We start from the raw sequence: 25588 nt of genomic DNA on the forward strand, positions 1-25588 counted from the left end.
GGAAGGTGACGGTGTAGGTAGTGAGCGAAACCTGGACCGCGGAGTAAAGCAGGGAGCAGATGGCCAGTATGCGCAAGGGAGGGTGGGCCCAGACCTGGCGTATGGGAGCTAGCACACCGGGCCCGGAACCCCGGTGCCCGGGTTGCAGCCCCCCGTCCAGGCGCTGGCGCAGCGGTTGGGCGGCCACGGCGCATAGCGCGCAGGCGATGGCCACCGCGGCGATGGCCCATTGCCATCCGGTGCGCATGGCCAGCGGCGGCACCAGCGCGGCGGCCAGCATTCCGCCCAGTGGGACGCCCGTCTGCTTGAGCGAAAAAATCAGCGAGAGATGGCGCGGCGAGCTGGTTTGGGCCAGCAGGTGCGAACTGGCCGGCGTGATGGGGCCGTAACCCAAGCCCAGAACCAGGGCGCCGACGAGCATGGGCGCAAGGTGCGCGGTGCAGGACAGGCCGAGGCCCGACGCCACCAATATGAGCCCGAGCTGGCTGGACCGGATGGATCCCAGGCGGGGGACGAGGCTGCCAGCCAGGAGGCTGCCCAGGACGGCACCGATGTAGGCCGCGCTAATGTAGTAACCGACGAACGTGCCTGACATTCCCAAGGCTGCGCCTACCGCCGGCGCTACCATGGGCAGCGCGAGCAGCGCCATCGAGGCGGTGGCCTGGACGGCCAGTGTCAGGATGAGTCCTAGCATGGGGAGGGAAGTGGAAAGCCAATCGCCGCGCAACGCCCGCCGCGCGGCGTATTCGGATCAGAGGTCGGCGGCGGCGCGCCCGTAGTGATTATTGGCCTGAACCAGCCGGGAGAGCAGCCGCATGAACGTGTCTTGGTCCTTCTTGCTCAAGGGAGCGAGCAGGCGCTTCTGCGCGCGCGTCATGCCTTCCTGGAGCTGGGCCATGACCCGCAATCCTTCTTCCGTAATGAAGGATTGCCGCGAACGGCGATCCTCGGGATCGACCCGACGGGTCAGATAGCCCTTGCGTTCCAACCGCTTCACCACGTCGGCGGTGGTCGTGCGGTCCAAGCCGAGTTCCCGACCTATGGTTTTCTGGTCACTGCCGGGTTGGAGGGAAAGCGCCGTGAGAATGCCGTACTGGACGGGGGTGATCTCATTGCTGCATTCCTCGAAGAACATCGCGTAGTGGATCTGGTTCAGGCGCCGGACCAGGTACCCCGGACGAGACCAGAGCACTTGCTCGGCGGGGTCGAACAGCGGCGCGGGAGAATCTTTGTCCGAACTTTTGGTCGCGGGTTGTTCATCGATCATCGTGAGAGTGTCGCCAGGTGCATGGGCGCCGGTCGGCGCGCTTTGTTTTGCTCAGTATACTGTGGACCGGCGCTTTCCCCGGGCAGGGGCGTGGTCACCGGCGCGCCGCCTTGAGCTTCGTCAATATTTCGTCCAGCGGGGCGACCATGGCGTATTTCTGCGCCATGTCGAATAAATTGGCCTCGTGTGGGCCCAGCGCGCGGTCCCCCACGCAGTCTGACGGGACGACCGGCCTGAAGCCGTGACACATGGCATCCACGACGCTGGCGCGCACGCAGCCGCTGGTCACTGCACCGGCCACCACCAGCGTGCGCACGCCGCGGTGTGTCAGCCAGGCGGCCAGGTTGGTGCCGAAAAAGGCCGAGGGCACGGTTTTGCGCACCACGAGCTCATCCGGCCGCGGCGTAAGTTGGGGCACGACCTGGCTGGACGGGGAGTTTTCCTTGAGCGCCAGCAGGCTGGGAACTTTCTCGGTGAATACGTTGCGATCGGCATCGTCGTCGGCGAACACGATCCGGGTATGGGCCACGGGCCAGCCATTCTCGCGCGCATGCGCCAAGAGCACGACGGTGCGCTCGATGGCCGGCCCGATGTTGCCCCCACCGAACTGGTCCGGGTCGGCGAAACCGTTGACGAAGTCGACGATGAGCAATCCCGGCTGGCCTTCCAGGGAAAGCGACGCGCCAAAGCCTTGGCGCTGGTAGGTGCCCAGGTCCCGATCGGTCATTTCTGCTCCTTGTCTAGCACTTTGCCCTGGCGCACGACCGGTTGTTCGTCGAGGAAGACGTCGCAGTTGCGCAAGGGGATGTCGATGTGGCAGGCGGTGGTGCGGTTACCGCCGGCTTCGTTATTGGGGCCTAGCGAAAACAGGAAGTTGCCTTCGAACGCGCGGGCGTCCATGCCTATGGTCGCTTCAGGGTCGTACAGCCCGAGGGTGGACCAGCGCGCGCGGGGCTGCAGCCCCCAGCCGATGTGAGAGATGGCGTAGGCCTCGGGATCGTTGAAGGACTCCATGTAGTCGCGCAGGAGCTCGGCCGATAGCCCACCCTCGATGCGAACGGCATAGCCGTTCTCCACGGTCAGGTGGATGGGGTCCTGCACGTAGCATTTTTGGGGCAGGAGAATGTCCCCGCGGTCAATGACGATATGGCCCTGCGCCTGGCCCTCGTTGGGCCAGGTCAGGGCAAAGCCGCTGGGCCAGTGATCCCAGCGGCCGGGTTCGTCCACGAAGCCGTATTCGCTGATGGCGGGGAACTCGCCCAGGGGGCAACGCAGGTCGGTGCCCGCCGCCGAGCGCACGCGCATTTCACGCGCCGCGGCGATGCGCGCCGCAGCGGCCGTCACGCGCTCCTTGTCTTCCATGCTGGGTACCATGCGCATGAGTACTTCGGGCGGTTCCACGGCGAGGAGGATCTTGGTGCCCGTCTGCAGGATTTGATGTTGTTCCGGCGAGAAAAGCAGCGTCATCAGGTCGAGCACGATGTCGCTCGCCTCGAGCATCGCGATGGCGGCGCGGTTGCCGGTGAGGGGCGTAGTGCCGAGGTAGGCCAGCGCATCCCGGCTCAGGGCTTTCTCGCCATTGACGGGCGGCAAGTCCAAGCGGTTGACGATGGCGCCGAGCGACTGGGCGGCGGTCGTGGCGCAGGCAAGCGTCTGCGGGTGCGTGGTGGCGCTGGTGAGGATGGTGACGGTTTGGCCCGGCTCCAGGCGCGACAGCGTCAAGACCTTGCGCCAGGCTTCGATGAACGGATAGTCGCTGATGGCCATGGGATGTGTCCTGTCTAGAAGGTGATCGGAGGGGACGGCGGGTTCATACGGCGGCGCCCAGGAAAGAGCCAAGCGCCTCGTAAAAACCTTCCTCGTTGTCCCAGGGAATCATGTGGCCCGCATCGCGGACGCGCACTGTCTGCATCGAACCCAGCAGCCGGCCGAATTCCTCGACGTCGGCGTCTTCGACGACGCCCCCCCGCTCTGCGGTCATGAGCAATACGGGCTGGCGGATATGCGGCAGGTCGGCATGAATGTCATCCGTGTGGAACCCCTCAAAGCTGGCCAGCACCGCGGTCTCGTCGCAGGTATGGAGCCACTCCGCCCGCAGGCGCAGGTGTTCTTCCGACCAAGTGGGGCAGTACTGCTTCATTTCGGTCCAGTCCATTCCGGCCCGCGCCGACTTCATGGACTCTGTGTACCATTCGAGCTTGGCGGGATAGGGGCGGCGCCCGGGGCCGGAGACCGGAGGATCGACGGCCACGAGGCGCGCCATGGCCGGCATGCCGAGACGTGCGGCGCGTAGGCCGATGCGCGCGCCCATGGAGTGCCCCAGGACGCTGACGCGTTGGAGGTCCAGTGCTTGCGCGAACGCAATGAGGTCGCGCGCCTGGGCGTCGAGGCTGTAGTCCATGCCCGGTTCGGCCGACGACAGGCCGCGGCCGCGCACGTCGATGATGTAAGTATCGAAATGCCGGCCGAGACGTTCGCCGACAAAGCCCCATGTCACGGCAGGGCTGGTGATGCCCGGGACGATGATGATTGGGTCGCGCGATGCGCGATCGCCCGAGGTGCCGCCATAGCGCAGGTAGTGCTGGCGGATGCCGTTGGCGCGGATATTGGCGCCGTAGAGGAAAGTGGTTTCTCCCATGAGCTCGCTCGTCGCAGTGTTATGTTCAGTAGGCGCCCGACAGCAAGGTGCCGGCGCCTGGAACGATGGGTTCCAGGTTCAGCGCCTTGAGCATGGCGTAGGTGGTGGCGATGGCCGCTGTGACGACCGGCTTGCCGGTCTGTGCCTCGACCTTGGCCACCACGGGCAGCGAGGGCATTTGCACGCAGGCCGACAGCACGATGGCATCGACGTTGCGGGTGTCCATGCTCGCCACGATGGCGGGCAGCTTTTCCGGGTCGTGGCGGCCGACTTCTAGGTTGTCCGGGATTTCCAGCGCGCGATAGTCCGCCACCTCGAATCCTTCATTGCGTATGTAGTCCACGACCAATTCGGTAAGCGGCTTCATGTAGGGCGCGACGACGGCGATTCGCTTGGCGCCTATGACGTCCAACCCGTTGATCAGCGCGCCGGCGCTGGTGATGACCGGTGCGTCCCCGCCGTTGGCCGCGGTGTGGCGCTTGAGCCGTTCTTCGGACTGGCGGTGGTAGCCGTGGCCCATGGCCATGATCGCGACCAGGCAGGCATAGCCCAGCACGTCTACCCTGGCGTCGCTCAGTTCGATCGCGCAGCGATCCGACTCGGCATCCATGGCCGCGAGCTCTTCCTTGACCACGTGCTTCATGCGCATGCGGCTCGAATGGAAGGTGAAGCGTTCAGGGCGGATCTGCTGGCGCGCCGTCAGCATCGCCGGGATCTCGGTTTCCATCGTGGTGTTGGAGCTCGGCACGATTTGGCCGATGCGATAAGTCTTGAACATGACGGATTTCCTTGATGTCGGTAGAGGGTTCGGCGCCAGGGTCGGCGCGGATCCTAGGTTGTGTCCGTGACCTCCCGGCCGCTCAGCCTCCCTTGAACCAGCGCTTGATCCGGCCCCACAGCACGTCGAAGAACATCGCGGCCGGGCTGAGCTTGGCCTGCGGCATGGGGGCGCCGTCCGATGGAGCGGCGAGCCGGGCCGATACATTGCGCCCGAACTCCGCGATCATCCGGCGGACGAAGTCCTGCACCAATCCCGATCGGGAGAACTGGGCGAGCGGGCCCTGCAGGGAGTACTGGAGTTCGACGTGTACGCGCGAGCCCGTGCCAGCGGGCTCCACGCGGTAGGCGATGTCGCCCGTTGCCCTGGACTGGCTGAGGGTGTCCTGGCCGGCTCCGCGGAATACCGCGCGCTTGGCCGCATCGTCGCGCTCGAGGCGGGCGGATCCGTTGAAGGCAGCCGACATGGGGCCGAACTTGATGGCCACCTTGCCTTTGACGCGGTCGCCCTCCTGAGACTCGATCGTGGCGCCGGGCAGGCAGGCCGCGACCGCAGGCAGGTCGACCATGAACTCCCAGACTTTGTCGGCGGGGAAGGGAACCTCGAAGCTTTCCTGGATGGCGTTCGCCTTGCCGGCGGCGCTCCGGGCGGGGGGCTCGGAAGCCGCGGCCTGCGGTGCGGCGGCGGACTGCGCGGGAGCGAAAGCTTGGAATGCTGTGGGCTGCGGGGGCGTCGCGGGCAATGCCGCCCCCCCGGCTGCGCGCAGCGCTTGGACCGCGGGATCGGGCTGCGTGCGCAGATCCTCCAGCACCGACATTACCGCGCCCACGATGCCCATGTAGCCGGTGCAGCGGCACAGGTTGCCGGACAGTTCGAGGCGTACTCTCGATTCGTCGGCGTCGGGCAGGCGCAGCACGATGTCCCGGGCGGTGGCTAGCATGCCCGGCGTGCAATACCCGCATTGCAGCGCATGGTGGCGGGTGAAGGCGGCGCGCAGGCGCTCCATGACGGGATCGCCGTCATAGCCCTCGATGGTGGTGACGTGCCGTCCCGAACATGCCGCCGCAAAAGTAATGCACGAGCGCGCGGGCTGGCCGTCGATCAGGACGGTGCAGGCACCGCATACGCCATGCTCGCATCCGAGGTGGGTACCGGTCAGGCGCACGTGGTCTCGCAGAAAATCGCCCAAGTGCGTTCGTGCAGGCACCTTGTGCGAGACAGGCTTGCCGTTGACTTGCAACGCGACTTCTACCACGGTCATGCTCGATCCCCCAAAACCTGTGCCAGGCAGCGTGTGACCGCCGCCGTGTGAAGCTTGCGATGAGGTCCGTCCTTGTCTGGCATGGCGTCCTCGACCGCGGCGGCGATGGCCGACGCAGTTGCCGCGGCCGCCCCTTTTGCAGCGACCTCGGCGGCCAGGGTGGATAGGAGCCGCGGTGCCCCATCGAGCGCGCCGATGGCGATGCGCGCCGTGCGCGTGGCTGGGTCGAACCAGGCGGCGCAGCTGGCGTCGGCGAACTCGCCGGGCTTGCGGCAGAACTTGTAGTAGCCCCAGCGCGCGGCGTGCCCGCCGCGCGGAACGCGTATGCCTGTGATTAGCTCGGTATCGCCGACGACAGTGGTGTAGGCGCCTTGCATGAAGTCTTCGATCGCGACGCGCCGCTTGCCGGTACTGCCCGCGATTTCGATCTCGGCACCCAGCGCCGTCATGGCAAGCACCCAATCGGCAGCCGGATCGGCATGGGCCAGGCTCCCCCCTACGGTCCCGCGGTTGCGCACGGCGCGGTAAGCGATGCCGCCCGCGACGCGTTGCATGGCCGTGCCCCGGAGCGGGGCGTGGCGGCCGTCCTCGATCTCTGCATGCGTGATGCCGGCCCCGATCGAGAGCGTGTCGCCTTCCTCGCGTACTTGGCGCAGGTCCTGGATGGCGGAGATGTCGACGACGACCGGCGGCCGGGCGAGGCGCAGGTTCAGCATCGGCCCCAGTGATTGTCCACCAGCCATGAGTTTGGCCCGGCCCCCATGCTCTTTCAGCAGCGCCAGCGCTTCTTCGACCGTGGCGGCGCGGTGGTAGGCGAATGCTGCGGCCTTCATGTCGTGGCCTCCGCATGCGCAAGGTTGCCCGCAGGCGCAGGTTGGGGGGCTGCTTGCGCCCGATCCGACGCGGCGCCGGCTTCAATGGCCTGCAGCACGCGTATCGGGCTCATCGGCGTGCGCGTCAGCTCGGCCGCACCCACTGCGCGCAACGCATCATTGACGGCGTTGAACAGGACGGCAGGCGGCGCGATGGCCCCTCCTTCTCCCATGCCTTTGGCCCCGAACTCAGTGTGGGGCGACGGCGTCTCGAAATGGTGCACGCGGATCCTGGGCACTTCGGTCGCCCCTGGCAAGATGTAGTCCGCGAGCGTAGAGGCCAGCGGTTGTCCGCTTTCGTCGTAAGGCGTTTCCTCGTACAGCGCAGTGCCTATGCCTTGTGCAATCCCGCCTATGGTCTGGCCTTCCACGACCATGGGATTGATCATGGTGCCGCAGTCTTCCACCACGACGTAGTCCAGGATCTCGACCGCGCCGGTCTGCGGATCGACGGCCACGACGGCTGCGTGGCTGGCATAGGTGAAACAGCCAGTGTCCACGGCGGGTTTGTAGCCGACGGTGACTTCCAGCCCAGCGGGGTCCACGTCGGCGGGCAGCAGCTGTGGCCGCAGGTACCAGGCGTCAGCCACGTCGCGTACCGTGACGATGCGTTCCCCGGCGCGAAAACCGGCGCCTTCGGGCGAGATTTCCTCCGGCGCCCCGCCCAGCATATGGGCCGCGATGTGCCGGATGCGCGGCAACAGGCGCTTGCAGGCCTGCGACACCGCGCCGCCCGACATGACCAACGAGCGCGACGCGTAGGTGCCGGTGGAGAACGGCGTCTGCCCAGTGTCGCCATGCAGTACCTTGATGTGGGCGATATCGATGCCCAGGATTTCGTGCGCGATCTGGGCAAAGGTGGTTTCCATCCCCTGGCCGTGCGAATGCACGCCCACGCGTATTTCCAGGCCCCCGTCTGGCGTGACGCGTACGGTGGCTTGGTCGAAACCCGGAATGATGGGCGTGCCCCAGGCCGCGAATACGGACGTGCCGTGCGCGGCCTGCTCCGTATAGGTGGCGACGCCCACGCCGATGAGCCGGCCATCCGGTTCGCCGGCGGCCTGCCGCGCCCGGACCGCCTCCACGTTGATCATTTCCAGCGCCTTGCGCAGGCTGGCCGGATAGTCGCCGCTGTCGAAGTGCTTGTTCGTGACGTTGACGTAAGGCATCTGATCGGGCGTGACCAGGTTTTCGAGCCGTACTTCCCAGGGTTCACGGCCGACGGCGCGGGCAATGGCATCCATGGTTAGCTCGATGGCAAAGCACACGCCCGTGCGCGCGACGCCCCGGTAGGGCACGAAGCCTGGCTTGTTGGTGGCGACGCACTTGGTTTCGCACCGGTAGCCCCGGAAGTTGTAGGGGCCGGGCAGGTTGCCGATCGCCTGGCCGGGTTCCAGCCCGATGGTGAACGGCCACACCGAATAGGCGCCACCGTCGATGGTGATGCGTGCGTCCAGGGCAAGCAATTTGCCCCGGCGGTCGACGTAGGCCGTCATGTCGTAATGGTGCTCGCGCGAGTTGGCGCCGGCAGTGAGGTGCTCGCGCCTGTCCTCGATATAGCGGAATGGCTGCTTGTAGGCCTTGGCGAGCCACGCGACGCACAGCTCTTCCTGCTGGAGCACGCACTTGTAGCCGAAGGCGCCTCCCACGTCGGGCGAGATGACTCGCACCTGGGCCTGCTCCAGCCCCAGGCACTGGGCGAGGACGCTGCGTATCATGTGTGGCACCTGGGTGGCGCTAACCACGACCAGCTGGTCGGCGCGATGGTCCCAGTAGGCCAGCACCGCCTTGCCTTCCATGGGCACCATGCATTGGCGCGCCAAGTCGATCCGGCGGTGCACGACGAGGTCGGCCCGGGCGGCGTTTTCCTCGAAATCCCGGTCCGCCTTCAATGTGACGAATACGTTGTCGCGCCAGTGCTCATGGACGAAATTTCCCGTGGCGCGCTGGGCGCTGTCGGTGTCGGCGTAGACTGGCAGTTCGTCGTAATCGACCTCGACCAGTTCAGCGATGTCTTCCGCCTCGGCCCGAGTAGGGGCGAACGCCATGGCAACGGGTTCGCCGACGAAGCGGACCTTGCCGCTCGCCAGCGGGGGTTGCGTGGATGGCTGGTACGTGGGCAGCGTGGAGTCCGCCGCGATGTCCGCGGCATCGGCCATCATGTGGCGCAACACCACGCAATCCCGCGCCGATTCGGGCACGCGCACGTCGGCGATGCGCGCGTGCGCGACCGGGCTGCGGAGAAATGCGACTTCTCTCAAGCCCGGCATGGCCATGTCGGCGACGAAGTTACCCTTGCCGTGCAGGTGCCGCGCGTCTTCCTTGCGCGGCACCCGCGCCCCCACGCCCTGGCGGGCGGAAGAGGCCGTGCACGCGTGCTCTGTCATCTCCTTGCTCCTACTTTAGGTTCGGTTACCTCGAACTGCGCGTGACCGCAGCGAAGGTGTAGTTGTCGAGCGCACTCTCGGCAACCCGGAACCAGCTGGCCCCTTCTTCCTGGAATTTCTTCCAGGCCGGATAGATAGCCTTGAAATCGGGGTTCTTGTCGGACAGCTCGACCCACAGCTCTTGCGAAGCCTTGTAGACGGCGTCCATGACTTCCCTAGGGAAATAACCCAGTTTCGCGCCGCCGGCAATAAGCTTGCGCAGCGCTTCCGGGTTGCGGGCATCGTAGTGGGCCAGCATTTTCATGGTCTGCTCATTGCATGCGCACTCGAAGGCTGCTTGGTAGGTGGGCGGCAGCGAGCGCCATGCCTTTTCGTTCACCATGGTGGTGATCGAGGCGCTGCCCTCGAACCAACCGGGCGAGTAGTAATAGGGCGCGACCTTGTGGAAGCCCAGTTTTTCGTCGTCATACGGACCGATCCACTCGGCCGCGTCGATGGTGCCTTTCTCCAGCGCGGGATAGATGTCTCCGGGCGGGATCTGCTGCGGCACCACCCCCAACTTGGAGAGCACCATGCCGCCGATGCCGCCGATGCGCATGCTCATCCCTTTGAGGTCGGCGACGGACTTGATTTCCTTGCGGTACCAGCCACCCATTTGCACGCCAACGTTGCCGCAGACGAAGTTGACGATGTTGTACTTGGCGTAGAGCTCGCGCAGCATCTTCAGGCCGCCGCCGTACTGGACCCAGGCGTTGTGCTGGCGGGCGTTCAGGCCGAACGACAGGCCGGTGTCGAACGTCAGCGCAGTATTCTTGCCGATGTACGCGGTGCTGAGCACGTGATTGCACTCGACCGTGCCGTTGCTGACGGCATCCATGTTCTGCGGTACGGGAACGAGCTCGCCGCCGGGGAAGGGGCGGATCTCGAATTTGCCGTCGGTGAGCTGGGCTACGCGCTTGCATAACTCTTCGGCGGATCCGAAGATGGTGTCCAGGCTGCGCGGCCAGCTGGTGGACATGCGCCATTTCACCGTGGGATTGCTTTGCGCGATGGCAGGCGCGGCCACGCTGGCGGCGGCTGCCCCAGCGGCTTGAGCGAGAAAGCGGCGTCGTTGCATGTGAAGCTCCTGGTCTGTCGGGTAGGAACGGCGTTGCTGACTGTGCTTGCTACGTGACGCTACGAAAAACGAAGTGTGCTGAATTTTTTACTCAGCATACTGAGGAAAACCCGAGTGTCAATGGGGATTGGCACGAATCGGGCGAGCCTTGTTTTTGGTGGTGGCCATGCGTCCGCTCATAGCTTGAGCAGCCTTGCCGCATTGCCGCGGCAGATGGCCTCCAGTTGGGCCGGCTCAAGCGGTGCGCTATCGATGAACTGGGCGGCGAGCTCAGTCGATTCGTAGGGATAGTCGACCGAGAACATGACTGCCTCCACGCCCATTTCCCCCACCGCCCCGAGCAGCGCGGGGTGCGAGCAGACGCCCGAGGTCGTGATGACGATGTTGGTGCCGATGTATTCCGAAGGCTTGCGCTGCAGGGTGACGCCGAAGGGATATGCAGCAAAGCGGCTGTCGAAGCGCCAGCGTTGGAAGGGCAGCCCTTCTCCCATGTGGCCCAGGATGATCTTCAGGCGCGGAAAGCGGTCGAACACTCCGCCGAAGAGTAGCCGCAAGGCATGGCTGGCCGTTTCCACGGTCCAGCCCCAACTCGCTCCTTGCAGCACGGGGAAATCGCTCAGCGCATGCAGCGGGCGCCACGCGTCGATGGGATGCAGGTACATCGGTACGTCCAGCTCCTGCATGCACGCCCAGAAGTCGTCGTATTCGCGCCCGTCGTAGTAGCGGCCGAGGGTGTGGCCGTTGACCAGCGAGCCCTTGAAGCCCAGCTCTTTCACGCAGCGCTGGAGCTCGCGCGCTGCCGCCTGGGGGTCCTGCATGGGCAGCATGGCGAAGCCCGCATAGCGATCGGGCCGCCGGGCGATGCGTTCGGCGAGGAAATCATTGTTGTCCTTGGCAAGCCCGATGGCCTTTTCGACGTCGGGCTCGGCCTGGACGGCTGGCCCCGACTGCGACAGCACGACGAGCTCGATGCCTGCGCGGTCCATTTCTTCCAGGCGCAGGGCGTCGAAGTCGGCGAGGCGCTGCGCGAGTTCCCGCTGCGCCGATGGCTCAATGTGGGAGAGGAAGCGTTTCGAATAAGCCTCGAAGCCGGGCATCATGAAATGCTCTTCGAGCGCAATCTTGCTGAAGGTCTTCACTTCACTCTCCTATACGGGGTAGACCAGGTCGTTGGCGATGATCGACGATTCGTAAATCACCTGTCGTTCTTGCAGGAGTAATCCTTCGGCGGTCCGCCGCAGCCGGTCGTAATAGGTGCCGGCTAGGTGCAGGGTGGTCGGCCCTTCCACCAGGGTTTGCAGCAGGATGAAGTTGCATTGGGCCAGGATGTCGGTGCCTTCTTCGGCCAGGACGCGCGCCGGGCCGAGGATGTGCACCATGGTGCGGGGCGCGAACATCTGCGTGCGTGCGATGGCGACGGCCCGGTCTTGCAACATCATGCGCCCCTCGGCGTAGACCAGGCCGACCGGCAGGCCGAGCTGGGCGTTCTCGCGCGCGGTGATGCGGTAGATGCAGTCCTCCGTGAAGAAGCGCGGCCAGTCTTCGACCTGGCCGCTGTCCAGCACGGCGCAGTACTCAATGTTGAAGTGCTCGACCTCGGGGCGAAGCTCGGCGGCACGCCGCGGATCTAACCGGGAGGGAACGTATCCGTTGATTTGCAGCGTAGTCATTGCGGTGTCCATGGGGGGCTCGTCCATCAGAATCCCATTACGCTCCGGTAGTAGCGGTACATACCCCGGATCGCGGCCTCGGAAATGAGCGAGTTCGACGTCCCGATGTTGTCGGCGTCGAGTTTGACGATGTTCAGGTCGGTGCTACTGCGGCGCACGCCCTCTTGCACGAACTTCATGGCTTCGTTGTCCTCGAGGCCGAGGAAGCCCGCAGGGCCCATCAAATTCCCCTGGCGCAGCCGGTGACGGACCATCTCGGGGGTGTCGTCCTCATACCCGAACATCGTCCAAATCATGAGCAAGCTGTGCGGGCCGTTCGGCACGATGTGGCGCACGCCAAGGGTGTTCATCTCGCGCTGGACGACGAGGTTGGGCCATATGGTCTGCATGGTGACCGACCAGGGCGAGTCGAACTCCTTGACGAAGTCGAGGAAACGATCGTCCAGCAATCGCAGGCCGTCGTGGAACGAACGCATTTCCTTTTTCGTTTCCGGGCTTACCGACGCGTACTTGTCGTCTTTCTTGGCCGAGGCCATCGTCCCGTGCCGGTAATGCACCGGGTCGGCGATCATGGCCGATTCGTTGCCCGCCACGAGCAGGCCGAACACCACGAGGAACGAATGGAGCAGGGTGGCGTGGTATGGGTCCTTCAGGTTCTCGTGGTACATCTTCCAGTTGCAGGGCAGCTCGTTCTTGTAATAGCCGAGGATCTTGAGCGGCTTGCCCGGGAACACCACGTCGAAGTCTTTCAGGATTTCAGGCGTCAAATACTCTTCGATCGGCTCGACTTCGGACGAGTACGAAGCGAACACCACGCCGTGGCGCGTGGTGACACGCAGCTTGAGCAGCCCGTGGTCTTCGTTGCGGAAGTCGCGCGGCATGCCGCCCTGCTTGTTGACGCCCCGCTTGAACGGGATTCCCTGCAGATTGCCCTTGAGGTCGTACGACCACTGGTGATAGGGGCAGACGAATTCGCGTGCGTTGCCCATGGGCGTGCGGCAGAATTCCGCTCCCCGGTGGGCGCACCGGTTCTCGAACACGTGGATGCTGCCATCTTCGGCGCGCGTGACCACGACGGGAATCGGGCCGACGTACGAACGCTTGTAGTCGCCAGGAGACGGAATCTCCGCCTCCAGGGCGACGAAGTTCCACGTCTTGCCCTTGAAGATCCTTTCGACTTCCCGGTCGTAGACGGATTGACTGGTGTAGACCCAGTCGGGAATCACATAGTCGCCCTCTTTCGGCCAGGTGTATTGGTCGGCCGGGGCGTCCTTGCTGCTGACTGTGTAATCGAGGACTTCCTGGTTCTTGTACATGATGCTTCTTCCTGTCGATCGCGTGGATCTAAGTGCGCGCCCGCCCGAGGGCCAGGCGCGCGAGCTGCTTGGCTGGTGCGTCGGGATCGCACAGCGCCTGGGGGGCGCAGGCGAGGGGTTGATCGACGGCGTCGCGGAAAGCCCGCAGGTCGCCGCCGGCATTGATGGCGACGACGTGTTCGAGGCGGCCTTCGCGGACGCCGAACAGCAGCGCCTTGCCGGATTCGCATCCGGAAGGCAGCGTGCCGCGGACGTAATAGTCGAGCGCCGGATCACGGTGCCCGAGCATCTGGACGTTGCAGCCGAACTGGTCCGTCCAGAACCAAGGGGTCGCCGCCGGCGCCGTGTCGATGCCCAGCATCGCCGCGGCCGCGATGCGGGCCTGTTCGTTGGCGTTCTGCCAGGATTCGAGTCGCACTAGCGCGCCGGTGGCGGCGTGCGGTCTGCTGGTGCAGTCGCCCGCCGCAAATACGGACGCGGCGCTGGTCCGGCAATGCGCATCCACGACGATGCCGCCGTTGTGCGCGTCGATGCGAAGGCCTGCCTCGCGCGCGAGCGTGACTTCGGGGGCCAGCCCAACGGCGACCACGGCCAGGTCGGCTCGAAGCGTCGCGCCGTCGCCGAGCACGGCGCGCACGCCGCCCGCATCTTCCGACAACGAGGCGAGCGAGGCATTCAGGTGCAACTGCACGCCGTGCGCCGCGGCCCGCTCGCCCAGCCACCGTGACAACAGGGGGGGAAGCGCCCGCTCGAGCAGCTGCGGTGCCTGTTCTACGAGCATGGCTTCGAGCCCGCGCATGCGCGCGGTGGAGGCGATTTCCAGGCCAAGAAAACCGCCCCCGATGATGAGCACGCTGTTTGCCGTGCGCATGGCCTCGCGCAGGCGCAGCGCATCGTCCAGCGTGCGCAGCGTGTGCACGGCGGCGGCCGCCCCGGCGCAGAGGGGAAGCTGTCGCGCGCGGCCCCCCGTCGCGAGCAGGCACGAGGAAAATGAAAGGATGGCTCCGTCCTCGAGCTCCACCTGGCGACGGTCGGCGTCCAGCCGAATCGCCCGGGTGCCGGTTTTCAGGTCGATGGCGTGTTCGGCGTAGAACGATGCCGGCATCAAGGAGATGTCAGGCACTTGTTCATCGGCGAGCACGGCTTTGGACAGCGGCGGGCGTTCGTAGGGCAGATGTGCTTCGTCACCGACTATGATCACCGCGCCGCGGTAGCCCACCTCGCGCAGGCAACGCGCCGCCATGCCGCCGGCCTGCCCGGCGCCGACGATCACGATGGGCGCCGCATGGTCATCCGAGGGAAACGTAGATGCCATCGTCTTCCACCTTCACCGGATAGACCTTGATCGGCTGCGTGGCCGGCGCGCATTTCGCCTCGCCAGTGCGCAGGTCGAACAGCGCCTGGTGCAGCGGACACTCTACACAGCCGTCCTCGACGTACCCGTCGGTCAACAAGGCGTATTGGTGCGTGCAAATGTTGTCGGTCACGAAAAACTCCCCGTTGCTGCGGAACAGGGCCAGGTCCCGGCCCTCGAGCTTGATGGCCAATCCTTCGTCATCACCGACTTCGCCTACCGTGGCGATACGGGTCCAATTCATCGTGCACTCCATTGTCAGTATGCTGAGCTTGTCTTGCGCCGCGTTCCGCGGCGATCTACTCGAGCGAGCTAGCGGCGGCTGAAGCGTCCTCCTACGGCGTGTTTGAGCTGCGACCAAAATGCTTTGGCACCGATGCCCAGCATGTTCAGTTCCGGTGCCGGGGCGGCGGGCCGTGCCGCGGGATGTCCGTCCCGATGCAGGGACTGCTGGGCGGCGGCGAGCACGGCCTGTGCTTGTGCCAATACGGCCTGGGCCTGCAATAGCAAGGCTTGTGCTTCGGGCGTGGCCGTCGGCGTTGCCGTGGGCGCCGTTGGAGGCGTTTGCTCCGCTTGTGGCGCGGATGGCACGGGCTGCGCAGCGCCCTCCGCGGGGCGGGCGGGCACGGCAGCGGCGTGCGGCTGCTGGCCGTGCAGGGAAGCCGCCAGGTTCTGCTCGAACTGTTTGAGGATGTGCGCCGCGACTTCCGCGATCATGCCGCTGCCCCGACCGTATTGCGCGACTGCACCGGATAGCTGGAGCTGCGTCGTGACGGTGACGTCGGTGCCGCCGGCAGGCGCCGGTGCCAATGCAAAGCTGAACTCCGACTGTGCCGAGCCGCGCCCCTTGGGATCCAATCCCGAGCCGCGCAGCCAGGCGACATGGCGGTCGTCGTCCTTCCGCAGTAGTTCGGCGTGGCCGTCAAAGCTCAGCTTGATCGGGCCGAGCCTAACGGTGATCGATCCCAGGTACTTGTTCTCACCCACCTGTTCCTTCAGCCGGGCGCCGGGCAGGCAAGGCAAGACGCGCGGAATATCCAACATGAGCTTCCAGGCGTCTTCCACGGGGAGCGGCACGTGAAATTGGTTCGTGAATTCCATGGGGCATCCAAGATTTAGGAAGAAAGCGCTTGCGCGGGTGGGTCGATGAGTTCGGCCAGCCGGACGGGCGTCAGCGGAAATTCCGTGAGCCGGACGCCGCGATCGCGCAGCGCATCTTCGACCGCACCGATGACCGCAGCGGCCACCGCAACCGTCGCACATTCGCCTATGCCCTTTGCCCCGAGCGGATTCAACGCGGTCGGAGAGGGCTGGAAAATGACTTCGATGTTCGGGACCTCGGGCGCCGTGGGCAACAAGTATTCGGCGCAGGTCGTGGTCAGCGGCTGGGCATTGGCGTCGTAGCCCATCCATTCGAACAAGGCGTTGCCGATGCCATGCACCACGCCGCCATGGACTTGTCCGTGCGCCAGCTGTGGATTGATCAAATTCCCGCTGTCTTGCACGGCGACATAGCGAAGAATGCGCACCGCCGCTGTCAACGGATCGACCTCTACCTCGCAGGCGTGCGAGGAGCCTGCGTACGCCTGGGCATCGCAGTGGAAATGCACGGTTTCGTCCAGCCCGGGTTCGCTGGCAATGGGCAGTGCGTAGCCCGGCACGCCCTTGAGCAGCATGGCAAGGCGGCCGAGCGACACCCGTTGGTCAGGTTCTGGCCCGATCACTTCCCCGTCGCGCAGCGTCAGGTGTTCGGCGTCCGTCTTGAGGATGGCTGCGGCCACGGTTAGCGCCTTTTCTCGCACGCGGGCAGCGGCCATCGACACCGCCGAGCCGGCCATCATGGCCTGGCGGCTGGCAAAGCCGCCCATGCCGTAGCCGACGTGGGCCGTGTCGCCGGCCACCACTTCGACGGCGCGTGGGTCTACGCCAAGCTGGGCTGCGCACAACTGCGCGAGGGTGGTCTTGATGCCTTGCCCCATGGCCAGTGCGCCGGTGTGGACCATGATGCGGCCGGACGGATGAATCTTGACCCGGGCCGTCTCGTAGGGGCCGCGCCCGGTCGGCTTGACGCTGTTGGCGATGGCGATGCCGCGCAATAATCCCGCTTGCGCCGATTGCTGCCGGCGCGCTTCGAAGCCGTCATAGTCGATGGCCTCGGCCGCACGTCGCTGCAGGGCTGGAAAGTCGCCGCTGTCTATCACCAGGGGCACGCCGGCGCGGGACTTGAGAGGCTTGGTGTAAGGGATCTTCTCCGGCGTGATGAAATTGCGGCGGCGGCATTCCAGCCGGTCTATTCCCAGGGTAGCCGCCAGCTTGTCCATCATGCGCTCCATGGCGAAGGCGGCCTGGGGATAGCCCGCGCCACGGATGGTCGCGACCGGCACCTTGTTCGTATGGGCGACCTGGACCCGCAGCGAGAAGGCCGGGACCGTATAAGGACCGGTCATGGACGATGCTGCGTTATAGGGAACGTTGGTGCCTTGCGGCGTGTATGCGCCATGGTCGTGGATGAAATTCCCACGGATGGCGAGCAGCCTGCCTTCGCGGTCGGCGGCCACCGAGACGCGCCAGTACTGGTCTCGCTCCTGGATCGTGGTGAGGAAATTCTCCCGGCGGTCTTCCACCCATTTGACGGGGCGCCCGAGTGCCCGGGCCACGGCGGGGATGACGATTTCCTCCGGATAAATCATGAACTTGGCGCCGAAGCCGCCTCCCACGTCCGGCGTGATGACGCGCAGCTTGTCCTCCGGCTGGTCTAGCATGTGGGCGATGGTGTAGTGCAGCTCGTGCGCCATCTGGGTGGACGACCACACCGTCAGCGTTCCCGTCGCCGGATCGAGCATCGCCGCCACGCCGCGTCCTTCCATGGGGTGTCCGCAGCCGCGGTGCATCCAGAACTCGTCTTCGATCACGATGTCGGCCGAGGCGAAGGCGGCGTCGCAATCGCCGTAGGCGAGCGTGTAGTCCTGCAGCACATTGCTGGCCAGCTCGGTGCGTACCGGCGGCGCGCCCTCGCGCACGGCGTCGCGGCAGTCCGCGACCGCTTCCAATACTTCGAATTCCGCCTGCACGGCCGCAGCCGCGTCTTCGGCCTCGTGCCGGCTCCGCGCCACCACGACGGCATAGGCTTCGCCCACGAAGGCGACTTCGTCCCCGGCGAGCGCGAACGGCGTCGTGTTGTCGGGCAGGGCGGCCAGCGGAAAGCCGAGCGGCATGCGCCAGGAAGTGATGTGGCCGAACAGGTCGCGGCGGGTATAGACCGCCACCACGCCCGGCATGCGGCGGGCCTCCTGCGCGTCGATGGCGAGCAGCCGGGCATGGGCATGGGGGCTGCGGACGAAGCAGGCGTGCAGCGCATCGGGTATCCGGACGTCGTCGAGAAAGCAGGCCTGTCCGCGCAGCAGGGCATCGTCTTCGAGCCGGGGCGAGCTCTCTCCCATGCCGGGCTTGGCGTTGATTTGGAGGTCAGCGTGCATGATGGCTTCGCTCCCGCATGATCCGGGCGGCATGCAGCGCTGCCGCCACGATGTTCTGGTACCCCGTGCAGCGGCACAGGTGGCCGGACAGCACGTCCCGCACCGCGGCTTCGTCCGGGTCGGGATTGCTGTGTAACAGCTCGGTCAACGACATCAGTATGCCAGGGGTGCAATAGCCGCATTGCAAGGCATGATGTTCGTGGAAGGCCTGCTGTAGCGGATGCAGCATGTCTTCGTCGGGGGCGAGTCCCTCGACGGTGGTAATGTCGCAGCCTTCCCCCTGCACGGCCAGCATCAGGCAGCTGCGGGCCGAAATGCCGTCCACCAGCACGGTGCACGCGCCGCAGACGCCGTGTTCGCATCCCACGTGCGTGCCGGTCAGCTTGAGTTCGTTGCGCAGGAAGTCGGCCAGGTGCACCCGCGGCGATGCCTTGCCTTCGCATGGCTTGCCGTTGACCGTCATGCGGATCGTCCTGGCTTTCGGGTCGTGCGTCATAGCAAGGTTTTCCTATCTGATTGCACGCGAACGCGCCTGCCGTACGGCCCGGCCCACCAATCCCCGTGCCAGGCGCTGCCGGTACCAGCCCGGCACGTAGGCATCGGAGGCTGCTTCGACTTCCGCGCATAGGGCGGCGGCCGCATCGATGTCCGCATCCTCGGCGCGGGTCCCGAGCAGCGCGGCTTCGGCACGGGCTACGCGAACCGGGGCGGATGCCACCCCGCCGAGCGTGATCGCGCATCTCCCGACCCGTCCGTCGCCCTCGAACTGCATGAGCACGGCCGCGGAGGCGATGGCGAAGTCGCCATGCCGCCTGGAGAACTCCAGGAAGGACCAGCCGTGGCCGGCGTCCCAGGGCTGCAGCGACACGCCAGTCACCATTTCGTCCGGCTCTAATGCCGGCGTCATGTAATCGGCCGGGAACTCCGCCATCGACAGCGTCCGGCGCCCGCGCACGCTGTCGATATGGATTTGCGCGTCGAGCGCCATCGCAATGGTCGGGATCTCGGCCGATGGGTCGAGCTGGCACAGGCTGCCACCCACCGTCCCGCGGTTACGCGTCTGGCGATGCCCCACGTTCAGTACCGCCTCGTGCAGAATGGGCAAGCGGGAGCGAATGAGGTCCGAGAATTCGACCTCCCGCTGTCGCGTCATGGCGCCTATGCGAACGGTTTGCCCGTCGTCTTCGATGTAGGCCAGGCCCGGAATGCGATTGATGTCTACCAGGCAATCCGGGAAGGCGAAGCGCATGTTGAGCATCGCCATGAGAGACTGCCCCCCGGCGAGTACGCGCGCATTCTTGGTATGCGCGAGGCATCGCAGCGCCTCTTCGAGGCTGCGGGGAGCGACGTAATCGACGTCCGGCGCTTTCATGGCGACGTCAGATCTTGGACAAGTCCAGGGAGGACGGCGCGAACAGCTCTTCCGGCTTCACCAGCCGCACCGAGAGGCCCTGGGAATGGTGGTAGCGGGCGAAGGTCTCGATGACGTGCCGGTTTGCCTCCAGCCCGTAAGGCCAATAGTCGTCTCCCATGAGGGCCTTGGCTTCGTTGTGATGGTGGACCATCCACGGCAGCGTGACCGCAAGGTGGCAGATTTCGTTCAGCTCCTTGACCGCCAGCCGCTTGGCCTCGAGGAAAGCCTTGTACACGCTCACCGGTAGCCACGGGTTCTCCTCGACCAGTGATTTGCGTATGCCCACCATGTGCATGATGGGGAAGATGCGGGTGCGGCGGAAGTAGTCTTTTTCGACCTCAAGGTAGTTGTCGAACAGCCGGCCCACGTTGGGTGCGCCCCGCAGGAAGCAGGACGGCGCCCTCGCGCCGATGTATGCGTCGATCTCGCCGGATTCGAGCATGCCGGACAAGGTCTTGTCGTCCGGGATCTGTTGCAGGTCGATGGCGGGATCGAGCGATATGGGAGCACGTTCGCCGCGGCCGGGCTCTTCGATGCCGCCACGCCGCCAATGGATCTCAGTCGGCTTGACGCCGTATTCGTCCTCCAGGATGCCGCGTATCCAGACGTTGGCGGTGATCTGGTACTCGGGCACGCCTATGGTCTTGCCGCGCAGGTCTTCGGGACTCTTGATGCCGCGATCGGTCCGGATGTAGATGCCGGAGTGCCGGAACACCCGCGACAGAAACGCCGGGATCCCGATGTATTTGTTGTCGCCACGCGCGGTAGTCATCATGTGGCTGCTCATGGATATTTCCGTCACGTCGAATTCTTCGTAACGGAAGGCGCGATGGAAGGCTTCCTCGGGCTCCAGGGGCACAGCGCGCACGTTACAGCCTTCGATGCTCACCCGGCCATCGAACAGTGCCTGGGTGCGGTCGTAGTTGCCGACGGAAAGGCTGAGATTCAATTTGCTCATCGGGATTTCCTCTTGGTGGGATGCGTCGTCAATCTGCAGTCAGGCCAATCTTCTTGGCCAGCGCCGCGAAGCGGTCGATATCGTCGTTGACGATTTTCTGGAACGCCGCGGGCCCTTCGTTCGCCGTGGTGTACCCGAGGTCCTCCAGGCGCTTGGTCATGGCCGGGGTCTGCATGATCGCGGAGATCGTTTTGTAGACGTCCTGCTTGACGTTCTCGGGCGTGCCTGCCGGGACGGCCATGCCTTGCCATTGGCTGAGGTGAAAGCCGGGGGCGCCGCTCTCCGCGATGGTCGGCACATCGGGGACGGCTTTCGAGCGCTCGGCCGAGGTGATGGCCAGCGCGCGGAGCTTGCCCGCCGCGATGTGCGACAAGGCGCCGGAGATGGTGACGACCCCAAGGTCGACCTGGCCGCCGATCACGTCGACGATCGCCGGGCCGCAGCCCTTGTAGGGCACGTGCACGTTCTGCATCTTGAATTCCATGTTCATCATTTCGCCGGCCAGGTGCGGGTCGGTGCCGGCGCCGCAGGAGCCGTAAGAGAGCTTGGCGCCGCTCTTGCGCCCTTCGTTCACGATGTCGGCGAAGGTCTTGAACCGGGAATTGGCCGGCACGACCACGAGCATGGGGGCGTAGGCCACGTTGATGACGGCCTCCAAGTCCTTCTTGGGGTCGTAGCCGAGGTTCTTGTAGATGGCCGGCGCCAGGGAGTAGGCGTCGTTCATCATCAACAGCGAATGTCCGTCCTTGGGTTTGCCCGCGACGATGCGGGTGCCTACCGTGCTGCCTGCCCCGGGCTTGTTGTCGACGATGACGGGTTGGCCCAGCTTGCCGAGCTGGTCGGCGATGAGCCGGGCCAGCATATCGACGCCGCCGCCCACGGCGTAAGGCACGATGATTTCGACGGGCTTGATGGGGAAGGTGGGTGCCGGCTTGATTTCGGCAGCCCGGCCCATGAGCGGGGTGGCGACCAGGACCAGCACGTACAGCAGACGGACGAACATTTTGCTCACCATAATTGGACTCGCTTGGGTCAAGGTTGATGAAATCGGCGCACTCAATGTGTGCCGCAACGCACCAAAATGCTCAGTAGGCTGATTAATATATGCACTATACTGATCATTTTTCCGGTCGCTCATTGGGGGAATCACCTAAAATCCGGTCCGAGGATTTCCCTTCCGGTGCGACCGTGGGCGTGCAGTCTTCAGCAGTGCAATTTCCGGGCCAATGTCGCCCGGAGCGGCCTTGGTGTTTAGTCGTCCGTTCCGGCCGCGTGTCCGCCTTGCCCCTGCGCCTGGGCGACCTTGGGCGACGGCGCCGTCGGGGACGCTTCCTATATATATATAAGAAGAGGGAAGGAAGGGAGCGGTCCCGCTGGAATCTGGCGCAAAGGATGCGTTGACATCCTGGCTCGATGCGAGCTATTATGGCAAGCTCTCTGGAGTCGGCTCGCCCGGGCCGCGCGTTCTTTGATGCGCAGAACTGCAGCATTCGGCAAAGTGCACGGATGTCTCTTTCAAGCTTCTGCCTTTCTCAAGAGCCGCGTCGCGGCGTTCCTCCCCCAGCAGGTTTTCATGCCGCACGATCGTGCGGCCCGTGCATGTTCCTCTTCCGGGTTTCCCGGCGGCGGCTTCCTGCGCGAGGTCGTGTCGGGCGGCTGTTGTAGGTGTCTGGGCCTTGTGACGTAGGCCGCAGACCAAACCCAAAGACCCTAGAAGGTTACGGAAGAGGGCTTATGCCAACTATTAGCCAACTCGTGCGCAAGCCGCGCGAATCCACTCGCGCCAAGAGCAAGTCGCCTGCTCTTGAAAGCAGCCCGCAGCGTCGCGGCGTTTGCACCCGCGTGTACACCACCACCCCCAAGAAGCCGAACTCGGCTCTGCGGAAAGTCGCCAAGGTGCGCCTGACCAACGGTTACGAAGTGATTTCGTACATCGGCGGTGAGGGCCACAACCTGCAAGAGCACTCGGTCGTGCTCGTGCGCGGCGGCCGGGTCAAGGACCTCCCGGGTGTGCGTTACCACATCGTTCGCGGCGCGCTCGACCTGCAAGGCGTGAAGGATCGCAAGCAGGCGCGTTCGAAGTACGGCGCCAAGCGCCCCAAGAAGGCTTGATGCGTCAGGTTTTCGAGCAATAACAGCAATACCGTCCCGTCGCCGCGTCCTGGTGTGCAGGACAGGCACGAGTAAGGGGCCCGTCAGGGCGCAAGCTCTCTAGACTGGCCACGGCCGCCGGGCAAAGCTCGCGGTTCAACTGAAGAGATAGGAAGTAGAAATGCCTCGTCGTCGCGAAGTACCCAAGCGTGAAATCCTGCCCGATCCGAAGTTCGGCAGCGTGGAACTCGCCAAATTCATGAACGTCGTCATGCTCTCCGGCAAGAAGGCCGTTGCAGAGCGCATCGTTTATGGCGCCCTCGAACAAATTCAGGCCAAGACCGGCAAAGACCCCCTCGAGGTGTTCGGTCAGGCGATCGGCAACGTCAAGCCCATCGTCGAGGTCAAGAGCCGCCGCGTGGGCGGCGCCAACTACCAAGTGCCGGTTGAAGTGCGCCCCGTGCGCCGCCTGGCCCTGGCTATGCGTTGGATCCGCGAGGCAGCCAAGAAGCGTGGCGAGAAGTCCATGGACCTGCGCCTGGCGGGCGAATTGATGGATGCCGCGGAAGGTCGCGGCGGCGCGGTCAAGAAGCGCGACGACACCCACAAGATGGCCGAGGCCAACAAGGCGTTCAGCCACTTCCGCTGGTAAGCACAGCACCTTTTGTTTTTCAGTGGCCCGCGGCCGATCGTCGCGGGCCGACAGCCCAGTCACCAAGGAAATCCGATCATGGCCCGCAAGACCCCGATCGAGCGCTACCGCAACATCGGCATCTCTGCGCACATCGACGCAGGGAAGACCACCACTACCGAACGTATCCTGTTCTATACGGGCGTCAACCACAAGCTCGGCGAAGTGCACGATGGCGCTGCCACGATGGACTGGATGGAGCAGGAACAGGAACGCGGCATCACGATCACCTCGGCTGCCACCACCTGCTTCTGGCGGGGCATGGCGGGTAACTATCCCGAGCATCGCTTCAACATCATCGACACCCCGGGGCACGTGGACTTCACCATCGAAGTCGAGCGTTCCATGCGCGTGCTCGACGGCGCGTGCATGGTGTACTGCGCCGTGGGTGGCGTGCAGCCCCAGTCGGAAACCGTCTGGCGCCAGGCCAACAAGTACAAGGTTCCGCGCCTCGCCTTCGTCAACAAGATGGACCGCACCGGCGCGAACTTCTTCAAGGTGTACGAGCAGATGCGCCTGCGCCTGAAGGCCAACCCCGTGCCGCTGCAAGTGCCCATCGGCGCCGAGGACTCCTTCAAGGGCGTGGTCGACCTCGTCAAGATGAAGGCCATCCTGTGGGATGAGGCCAGCCAAGGCACGAAGTTCGAATACGCCGACATTCCGGCCGAGCTGGTCGACACCTGCAACGAGTGGCGCGAGAAGCTCGTCGAGGCGGCTGCCGAGTCGTCCGAAGAGCTGATGGACAAATACCTGGAAACGGGCGAGCTGACCGAGGCCGAGATCAAGGCGGCGCTGCGCCAGCGCACCATCGCCGGCGAGATCCAGCCGATGCTGTGCGGTTCCGCGTTCAAGAACAAGGGCGTGCAGGCCATGCTCGACGCCGTCATCGACTACCTGCCCTCGCCGGTCGACATTCCGCCGGTCGAAGGCACCGACGCCAATGACCAGCCGGTGTCCCGCAAGGCCGATGACGCCGAGAAGTTCTCCGCGCTGGCGTTCAAGCTGATGACCGACCCGTTCGTCGGCCAGTTGACCTTCATCCGCGTGTATTCGGGCGTGCTGAGCTCGGGCGACACCGTCTACAACTCGATCAAGGGCAAGAAAGAGCGCATTGGCCGCCTGCTGCAGATGCACGCCAACCAGCGCGAGGAGATCAAGGAAGTCCGCGCGGGCGACATCGCTGCCGCCGTGGGCCTGAAGGAAGTGACCACGGGCGAAACCCTGTGCGATCCCGAAGCCGTCGTGACCTTGGAGAAGATGGAGTTCCCCGAGCCCGTGATCGCGCAGGCCGTCGAACCCAAGACCAAGGCCGACCAGGAAAAGATGGCCATCGCGCTGAACCGCCTGGCCGCCGAAGATCCGTCGTTCCGCGTCCATACCGACGAAGAGTCCGGCCAGACCATCATCTCCGGCATGGGCGAGCTGCACCTCGAGATCATCGTCGACCGCATGAAGCGCGAGTTCGGCGTCGAGGCCAACGTGGGCAAGCCCCAGGTCGCCTACCGCGAAACCATCCGCAAGGTTTGCGAAGAGTCCGAAGGCAAGTTCGTCAAGCAGTCGGGCGGCCGCGGCCAATACGGTCACGTCGTGCTCAAGATCGAGCCGCTGGAACCCGGTGGCGGCTTCCAGTTCGTCGACGCCATCAAGGGCGGCGTGGTGCCTCGCGAGTTCATCCCCGCGGTGGAGAAGGGTTGTATCGAGACCCTGCAGTCTGGCGTGATGGCCGGCTACCCCGTGGTGGACGTCAAGGTCACGCTGTTCTTCGGTTCGTACCACGACGTGGACTCGAACGAAAACGCGTTCAAGATGGCTGCCTCGATGGCCTTCAAGGAAGGCATGCGCAAGGCCAACCCCGTGCTGCTCGAGCCCATGATGGCCGTGGAAGTCGAGACGCCGGAAGAATATGCCGGTACCGTGATGGGCGACTTGTCCTCGCGGCGTGGCATGGTCCAGGGCATGGAGGACATGATTGGCGGCGGCAAGATCATCAAGGCCGAAGTTCCGCTGGCCGAGATGTTCGGTTACTCCACCGCGCTGCGTTCCGCGACCCAGGGCCGCGCCACGTACACGATGGAGTTCAAGCACTACGCGGAAGCGCCGAAGAACGTCGCCGACGCAATCATCAGCGCCCGCGCCAAGTAATTAGGGCGCTAGGGCAGAGTATTCGTTAAACCTCCAGGTAACTGCAGGAAGAGAGAACATGGCAAAAGGCAAGTTTGAGCGTACCAAGCCGCACGTGAACGTGGGCACGATCGGTCACGTTGACCACGGCAAGACGACGTTGACGGCGGCGATCAC

Annotated in this window: 25 protein-coding genes; 4 read left to right on the top strand and 21 right to left on the bottom strand. The window is 64.9% G+C overall.

From position 1 onward, the window contains the following. From IRZ12_RS03650 to IRZ12_RS03750, 21 genes are all read right to left on the bottom strand, one after another. The coding region (locus IRZ12_RS03650; protein WP_296464223.1) for an MFS transporter at positions 1–694 on the bottom strand (694 nt) is incomplete at its 3' end. Positions 695–751: 57 nt separating this feature from the next. After that, positions 752–1267 (bottom strand): MarR family winged helix-turn-helix transcriptional regulator, encoded by a 516-nt coding sequence (locus IRZ12_RS03655; RefSeq protein WP_296464225.1) that lies wholly within the window; start codon positions 1265–1267, stop codon positions 752–754. Positions 1268–1361: 94 nt separating this feature from the next. Further along, a complete protein-coding gene (locus IRZ12_RS03660) occupies positions 1362–1994 on the bottom strand; it encodes an isochorismatase family protein (RefSeq protein ID WP_296464229.1) in 633 nt (210 codons plus the stop codon). Next, positions 1991–3034 (bottom strand): 2,5-dihydroxypyridine 5,6-dioxygenase, encoded by a 1044-nt coding sequence (locus IRZ12_RS03665; protein WP_296464230.1) that lies wholly within the window; start codon positions 3032–3034, stop codon positions 1991–1993. The genes IRZ12_RS03660 and IRZ12_RS03665 overlap by 4 nt, the downstream gene beginning before the upstream one ends. A gap of 43 nt (positions 3035–3077) precedes the next feature. Continuing rightward, positions 3078–3905: an alpha/beta hydrolase gene (locus tag IRZ12_RS03670; protein ID WP_296464234.1), complete on the bottom strand. Its 828-nt coding sequence runs from the start codon at positions 3903–3905 to the stop codon at positions 3078–3080. Positions 3906–3930: 25 nt separating this feature from the next. Beyond that, positions 3931–4683, bottom strand: a complete 753-nt coding sequence (locus IRZ12_RS03675) for an Asp/Glu racemase (RefSeq protein ID WP_296464236.1) — start codon at positions 4681–4683, stop codon at positions 3931–3933. 82 nt (positions 4684–4765) lie between these two features. Then, positions 4766–5944 (bottom strand): 2Fe-2S iron-sulfur cluster-binding protein, encoded by a 1179-nt coding sequence (locus IRZ12_RS03680; protein ID WP_296464238.1) that lies wholly within the window; start codon positions 5942–5944, stop codon positions 4766–4768. Beyond that, entirely contained in the window at positions 5941–6777 is an 837-nt protein-coding gene (locus IRZ12_RS03685) for a xanthine dehydrogenase family protein subunit M (protein ID WP_296464241.1), read from the bottom strand. The genes IRZ12_RS03680 and IRZ12_RS03685 overlap by 4 nt, the downstream gene beginning before the upstream one ends. Continuing rightward, complete coding sequence (locus tag IRZ12_RS03690; RefSeq protein ID WP_296464244.1) at positions 6774–9203, bottom strand: xanthine dehydrogenase family protein molybdopterin-binding subunit; 2430 nt, start codon at positions 9201–9203, stop codon at positions 6774–6776. The genes IRZ12_RS03685 and IRZ12_RS03690 overlap by 4 nt, the downstream gene beginning before the upstream one ends. Positions 9204–9228: 25 nt before the next feature. Next, positions 9229–10320, bottom strand: coding sequence for a TRAP transporter substrate-binding protein (locus IRZ12_RS03695; RefSeq protein WP_296464249.1), 1092 nt, complete (start codon positions 10318–10320; stop codon positions 9229–9231). A gap of 176 nt (positions 10321–10496) precedes the next feature. Continuing rightward, complete coding sequence (locus tag IRZ12_RS03700) at positions 10497–11420, bottom strand: amidohydrolase family protein (RefSeq protein ID WP_296464288.1); 924 nt, start codon at positions 11418–11420, stop codon at positions 10497–10499. 48 nt (positions 11421–11468) lie between these two features. Next, entirely contained in the window at positions 11469–11990 is a 522-nt protein-coding gene (locus IRZ12_RS03705) for an aromatic-ring-hydroxylating dioxygenase subunit beta (RefSeq protein WP_296464252.1), read from the bottom strand. Between the two features lie 26 nt (positions 11991–12016). Beyond that, a complete protein-coding gene (locus IRZ12_RS03710; RefSeq protein ID WP_296464256.1) occupies positions 12017–13306 on the bottom strand; it encodes an aromatic ring-hydroxylating dioxygenase subunit alpha in 1290 nt (429 codons plus the stop codon). Positions 13307–13334: 28 nt separating this feature from the next. Then, positions 13335–14621: an FAD-dependent oxidoreductase gene (locus tag IRZ12_RS03715; protein WP_296464259.1), complete on the bottom strand. Its 1287-nt coding sequence runs from the start codon at positions 14619–14621 to the stop codon at positions 13335–13337. Continuing rightward, positions 14596–14904: a non-heme iron oxygenase ferredoxin subunit gene (locus IRZ12_RS03720; RefSeq protein WP_296464261.1), complete on the bottom strand. Its 309-nt coding sequence runs from the start codon at positions 14902–14904 to the stop codon at positions 14596–14598. The genes IRZ12_RS03715 and IRZ12_RS03720 overlap by 26 nt, the downstream gene beginning before the upstream one ends. 68 nt (positions 14905–14972) lie before the next feature. Further along, positions 14973–15761, bottom strand: a complete 789-nt coding sequence (locus tag IRZ12_RS03725; RefSeq protein ID WP_296464264.1) for an SRPBCC family protein — start codon at positions 15759–15761, stop codon at positions 14973–14975. A gap of 14 nt (positions 15762–15775) precedes the next feature. Continuing rightward, positions 15776–18136: a xanthine dehydrogenase family protein molybdopterin-binding subunit gene (locus tag IRZ12_RS03730; protein WP_296464267.1), complete on the bottom strand. Its 2361-nt coding sequence runs from the start codon at positions 18134–18136 to the stop codon at positions 15776–15778. Beyond that, complete coding sequence (locus IRZ12_RS03735; protein WP_296464270.1) at positions 18126–18632, bottom strand: (2Fe-2S)-binding protein; 507 nt, start codon at positions 18630–18632, stop codon at positions 18126–18128. The genes IRZ12_RS03730 and IRZ12_RS03735 overlap by 11 nt, the downstream gene beginning before the upstream one ends. 12 nt (positions 18633–18644) lie before the next feature. Next, positions 18645–19508, bottom strand: coding sequence for a xanthine dehydrogenase family protein subunit M (locus IRZ12_RS03740; RefSeq protein ID WP_296464272.1), 864 nt, complete (start codon positions 19506–19508; stop codon positions 18645–18647). Between the two features lie 7 nt (positions 19509–19515). Further along, a complete protein-coding gene (locus tag IRZ12_RS03745; RefSeq protein ID WP_296464274.1) occupies positions 19516–20508 on the bottom strand; it encodes an ABC transporter substrate-binding protein in 993 nt (330 codons plus the stop codon). Positions 20509–20536: 28 nt separating this feature from the next. Continuing rightward, on the bottom strand, positions 20537–21511 hold the full coding sequence (locus tag IRZ12_RS03750; RefSeq protein WP_296464275.1) for a tripartite tricarboxylate transporter substrate binding protein: 975 nt from the start codon (positions 21509–21511) through the stop codon (positions 20537–20539). A gap of 731 nt (positions 21512–22242) precedes the next feature. Between IRZ12_RS03750 and rpsL the strand changes: the two genes are divergently transcribed. The 4 genes from rpsL to IRZ12_RS03770 all read left to right on the top strand — a co-directional run. Beyond that, positions 22243–22620 (top strand): 30S ribosomal protein S12, encoded by a 378-nt coding sequence (gene rpsL / locus IRZ12_RS03755; RefSeq protein ID WP_296464278.1) that lies wholly within the window; start codon positions 22243–22245, stop codon positions 22618–22620. Positions 22621–22780: 160 nt separating this feature from the next. Further along, a complete protein-coding gene (gene rpsG, locus IRZ12_RS03760) occupies positions 22781–23251 on the top strand; it encodes a 30S ribosomal protein S7 (protein WP_296464282.1) in 471 nt (156 codons plus the stop codon). Positions 23252–23329: 78 nt separating this feature from the next. Then, on the top strand, positions 23330–25432 hold the full coding sequence (gene fusA, locus IRZ12_RS03765; RefSeq protein WP_296464285.1) for an elongation factor G: 2103 nt from the start codon (positions 23330–23332) through the stop codon (positions 25430–25432). A gap of 58 nt (positions 25433–25490) precedes the next feature. Then, positions 25491–25588, top strand: a 98-nt coding sequence (locus tag IRZ12_RS03770; RefSeq protein ID WP_033453371.1) for a GTP-binding protein, incomplete at its 3' end; no start/stop codon positions are given.

Origin of the sequence: Pigmentiphaga sp. (genome assembly GCF_019689535.1) — a bacterium.
GTDB lineage: Bacteria > Pseudomonadota > Gammaproteobacteria > Burkholderiales > Burkholderiaceae_B > Pigmentiphaga.

What these genes read in the sequence shown, in the direction of transcription:
- IRZ12_RS03655 (WP_296464225.1), bottom strand. Translation starts at nt 1,267, where the DNA reads ATGATCGATGAACAACCCGCGACCAAAAGTTCGGACAAAGATTCTCCC.
- IRZ12_RS03660 (WP_296464229.1), bottom strand. Translation starts at nt 1,994, where the DNA reads ATGACCGATCGGGACCTGGGCACCTACCAGCGCCAAGGCTTTGGCGCG.
- IRZ12_RS03665 (WP_296464230.1), bottom strand. Translation starts at nt 3,034, where the DNA reads ATGGCCATCAGCGACTATCCGTTCATCGAAGCCTGGCGCAAGGTCTTG.
- IRZ12_RS03670 (WP_296464234.1), bottom strand. Translation starts at nt 3,905, where the DNA reads ATGGGAGAAACCACTTTCCTCTACGGCGCCAATATCCGCGCCAACGGC.
- IRZ12_RS03675 (WP_296464236.1), bottom strand. Translation starts at nt 4,683, where the DNA reads ATGTTCAAGACTTATCGCATCGGCCAAATCGTGCCGAGCTCCAACACC.
- IRZ12_RS03680 (WP_296464238.1), bottom strand. Translation starts at nt 5,944, where the DNA reads ATGACCGTGGTAGAAGTCGCGTTGCAAGTCAACGGCAAGCCTGTCTCG.
- IRZ12_RS03685 (WP_296464241.1), bottom strand. Translation starts at nt 6,777, where the DNA reads ATGAAGGCCGCAGCATTCGCCTACCACCGCGCCGCCACGGTCGAAGAA.
- IRZ12_RS03690 (WP_296464244.1), bottom strand. Translation starts at nt 9,203, where the DNA reads ATGACAGAGCACGCGTGCACGGCCTCTTCCGCCCGCCAGGGCGTGGGG.
- IRZ12_RS03695 (WP_296464249.1), bottom strand. Translation starts at nt 10,320, where the DNA reads ATGCAACGACGCCGCTTTCTCGCTCAAGCCGCTGGGGCAGCCGCCGCC.
- IRZ12_RS03700 (WP_296464288.1), bottom strand. Translation starts at nt 11,420, where the DNA reads ATGATGCCCGGCTTCGAGGCTTATTCGAAACGCTTCCTCTCCCACATT.
- IRZ12_RS03705 (WP_296464252.1), bottom strand. Translation starts at nt 11,990, where the DNA reads ATGACTACGCTGCAAATCAACGGATACGTTCCCTCCCGGTTAGATCCG.
- IRZ12_RS03710 (WP_296464256.1), bottom strand. Translation starts at nt 13,306, where the DNA reads ATGTACAAGAACCAGGAAGTCCTCGATTACACAGTCAGCAGCAAGGAC.
- IRZ12_RS03715 (WP_296464259.1), bottom strand. Translation starts at nt 14,621, where the DNA reads ATGGCATCTACGTTTCCCTCGGATGACCATGCGGCGCCCATCGTGATC.
- IRZ12_RS03720 (WP_296464261.1), bottom strand. Translation starts at nt 14,904, where the DNA reads ATGAATTGGACCCGTATCGCCACGGTAGGCGAAGTCGGTGATGACGAA.
- IRZ12_RS03725 (WP_296464264.1), bottom strand. Translation starts at nt 15,761, where the DNA reads ATGGAATTCACGAACCAATTTCACGTGCCGCTCCCCGTGGAAGACGCC.
- IRZ12_RS03730 (WP_296464267.1), bottom strand. Translation starts at nt 18,136, where the DNA reads ATGCACGCTGACCTCCAAATCAACGCCAAGCCCGGCATGGGAGAGAGC.
- IRZ12_RS03735 (WP_296464270.1), bottom strand. Translation starts at nt 18,632, where the DNA reads ATGACGCACGACCCGAAAGCCAGGACGATCCGCATGACGGTCAACGGC.
- IRZ12_RS03740 (WP_296464272.1), bottom strand. Translation starts at nt 19,508, where the DNA reads ATGAAAGCGCCGGACGTCGATTACGTCGCTCCCCGCAGCCTCGAAGAG.
- IRZ12_RS03745 (WP_296464274.1), bottom strand. Translation starts at nt 20,508, where the DNA reads ATGAGCAAATTGAATCTCAGCCTTTCCGTCGGCAACTACGACCGCACC.
- IRZ12_RS03750 (WP_296464275.1), bottom strand. Translation starts at nt 21,511, where the DNA reads ATGTTCGTCCGTCTGCTGTACGTGCTGGTCCTGGTCGCCACCCCGCTC.
- rpsL (WP_296464278.1), top strand. Translation starts at nt 22,243, where the DNA reads ATGCCAACTATTAGCCAACTCGTGCGCAAGCCGCGCGAATCCACTCGC.
- rpsG (WP_296464282.1), top strand. Translation starts at nt 22,781, where the DNA reads ATGCCTCGTCGTCGCGAAGTACCCAAGCGTGAAATCCTGCCCGATCCG.
- fusA (WP_296464285.1), top strand. Translation starts at nt 23,330, where the DNA reads ATGGCCCGCAAGACCCCGATCGAGCGCTACCGCAACATCGGCATCTCT.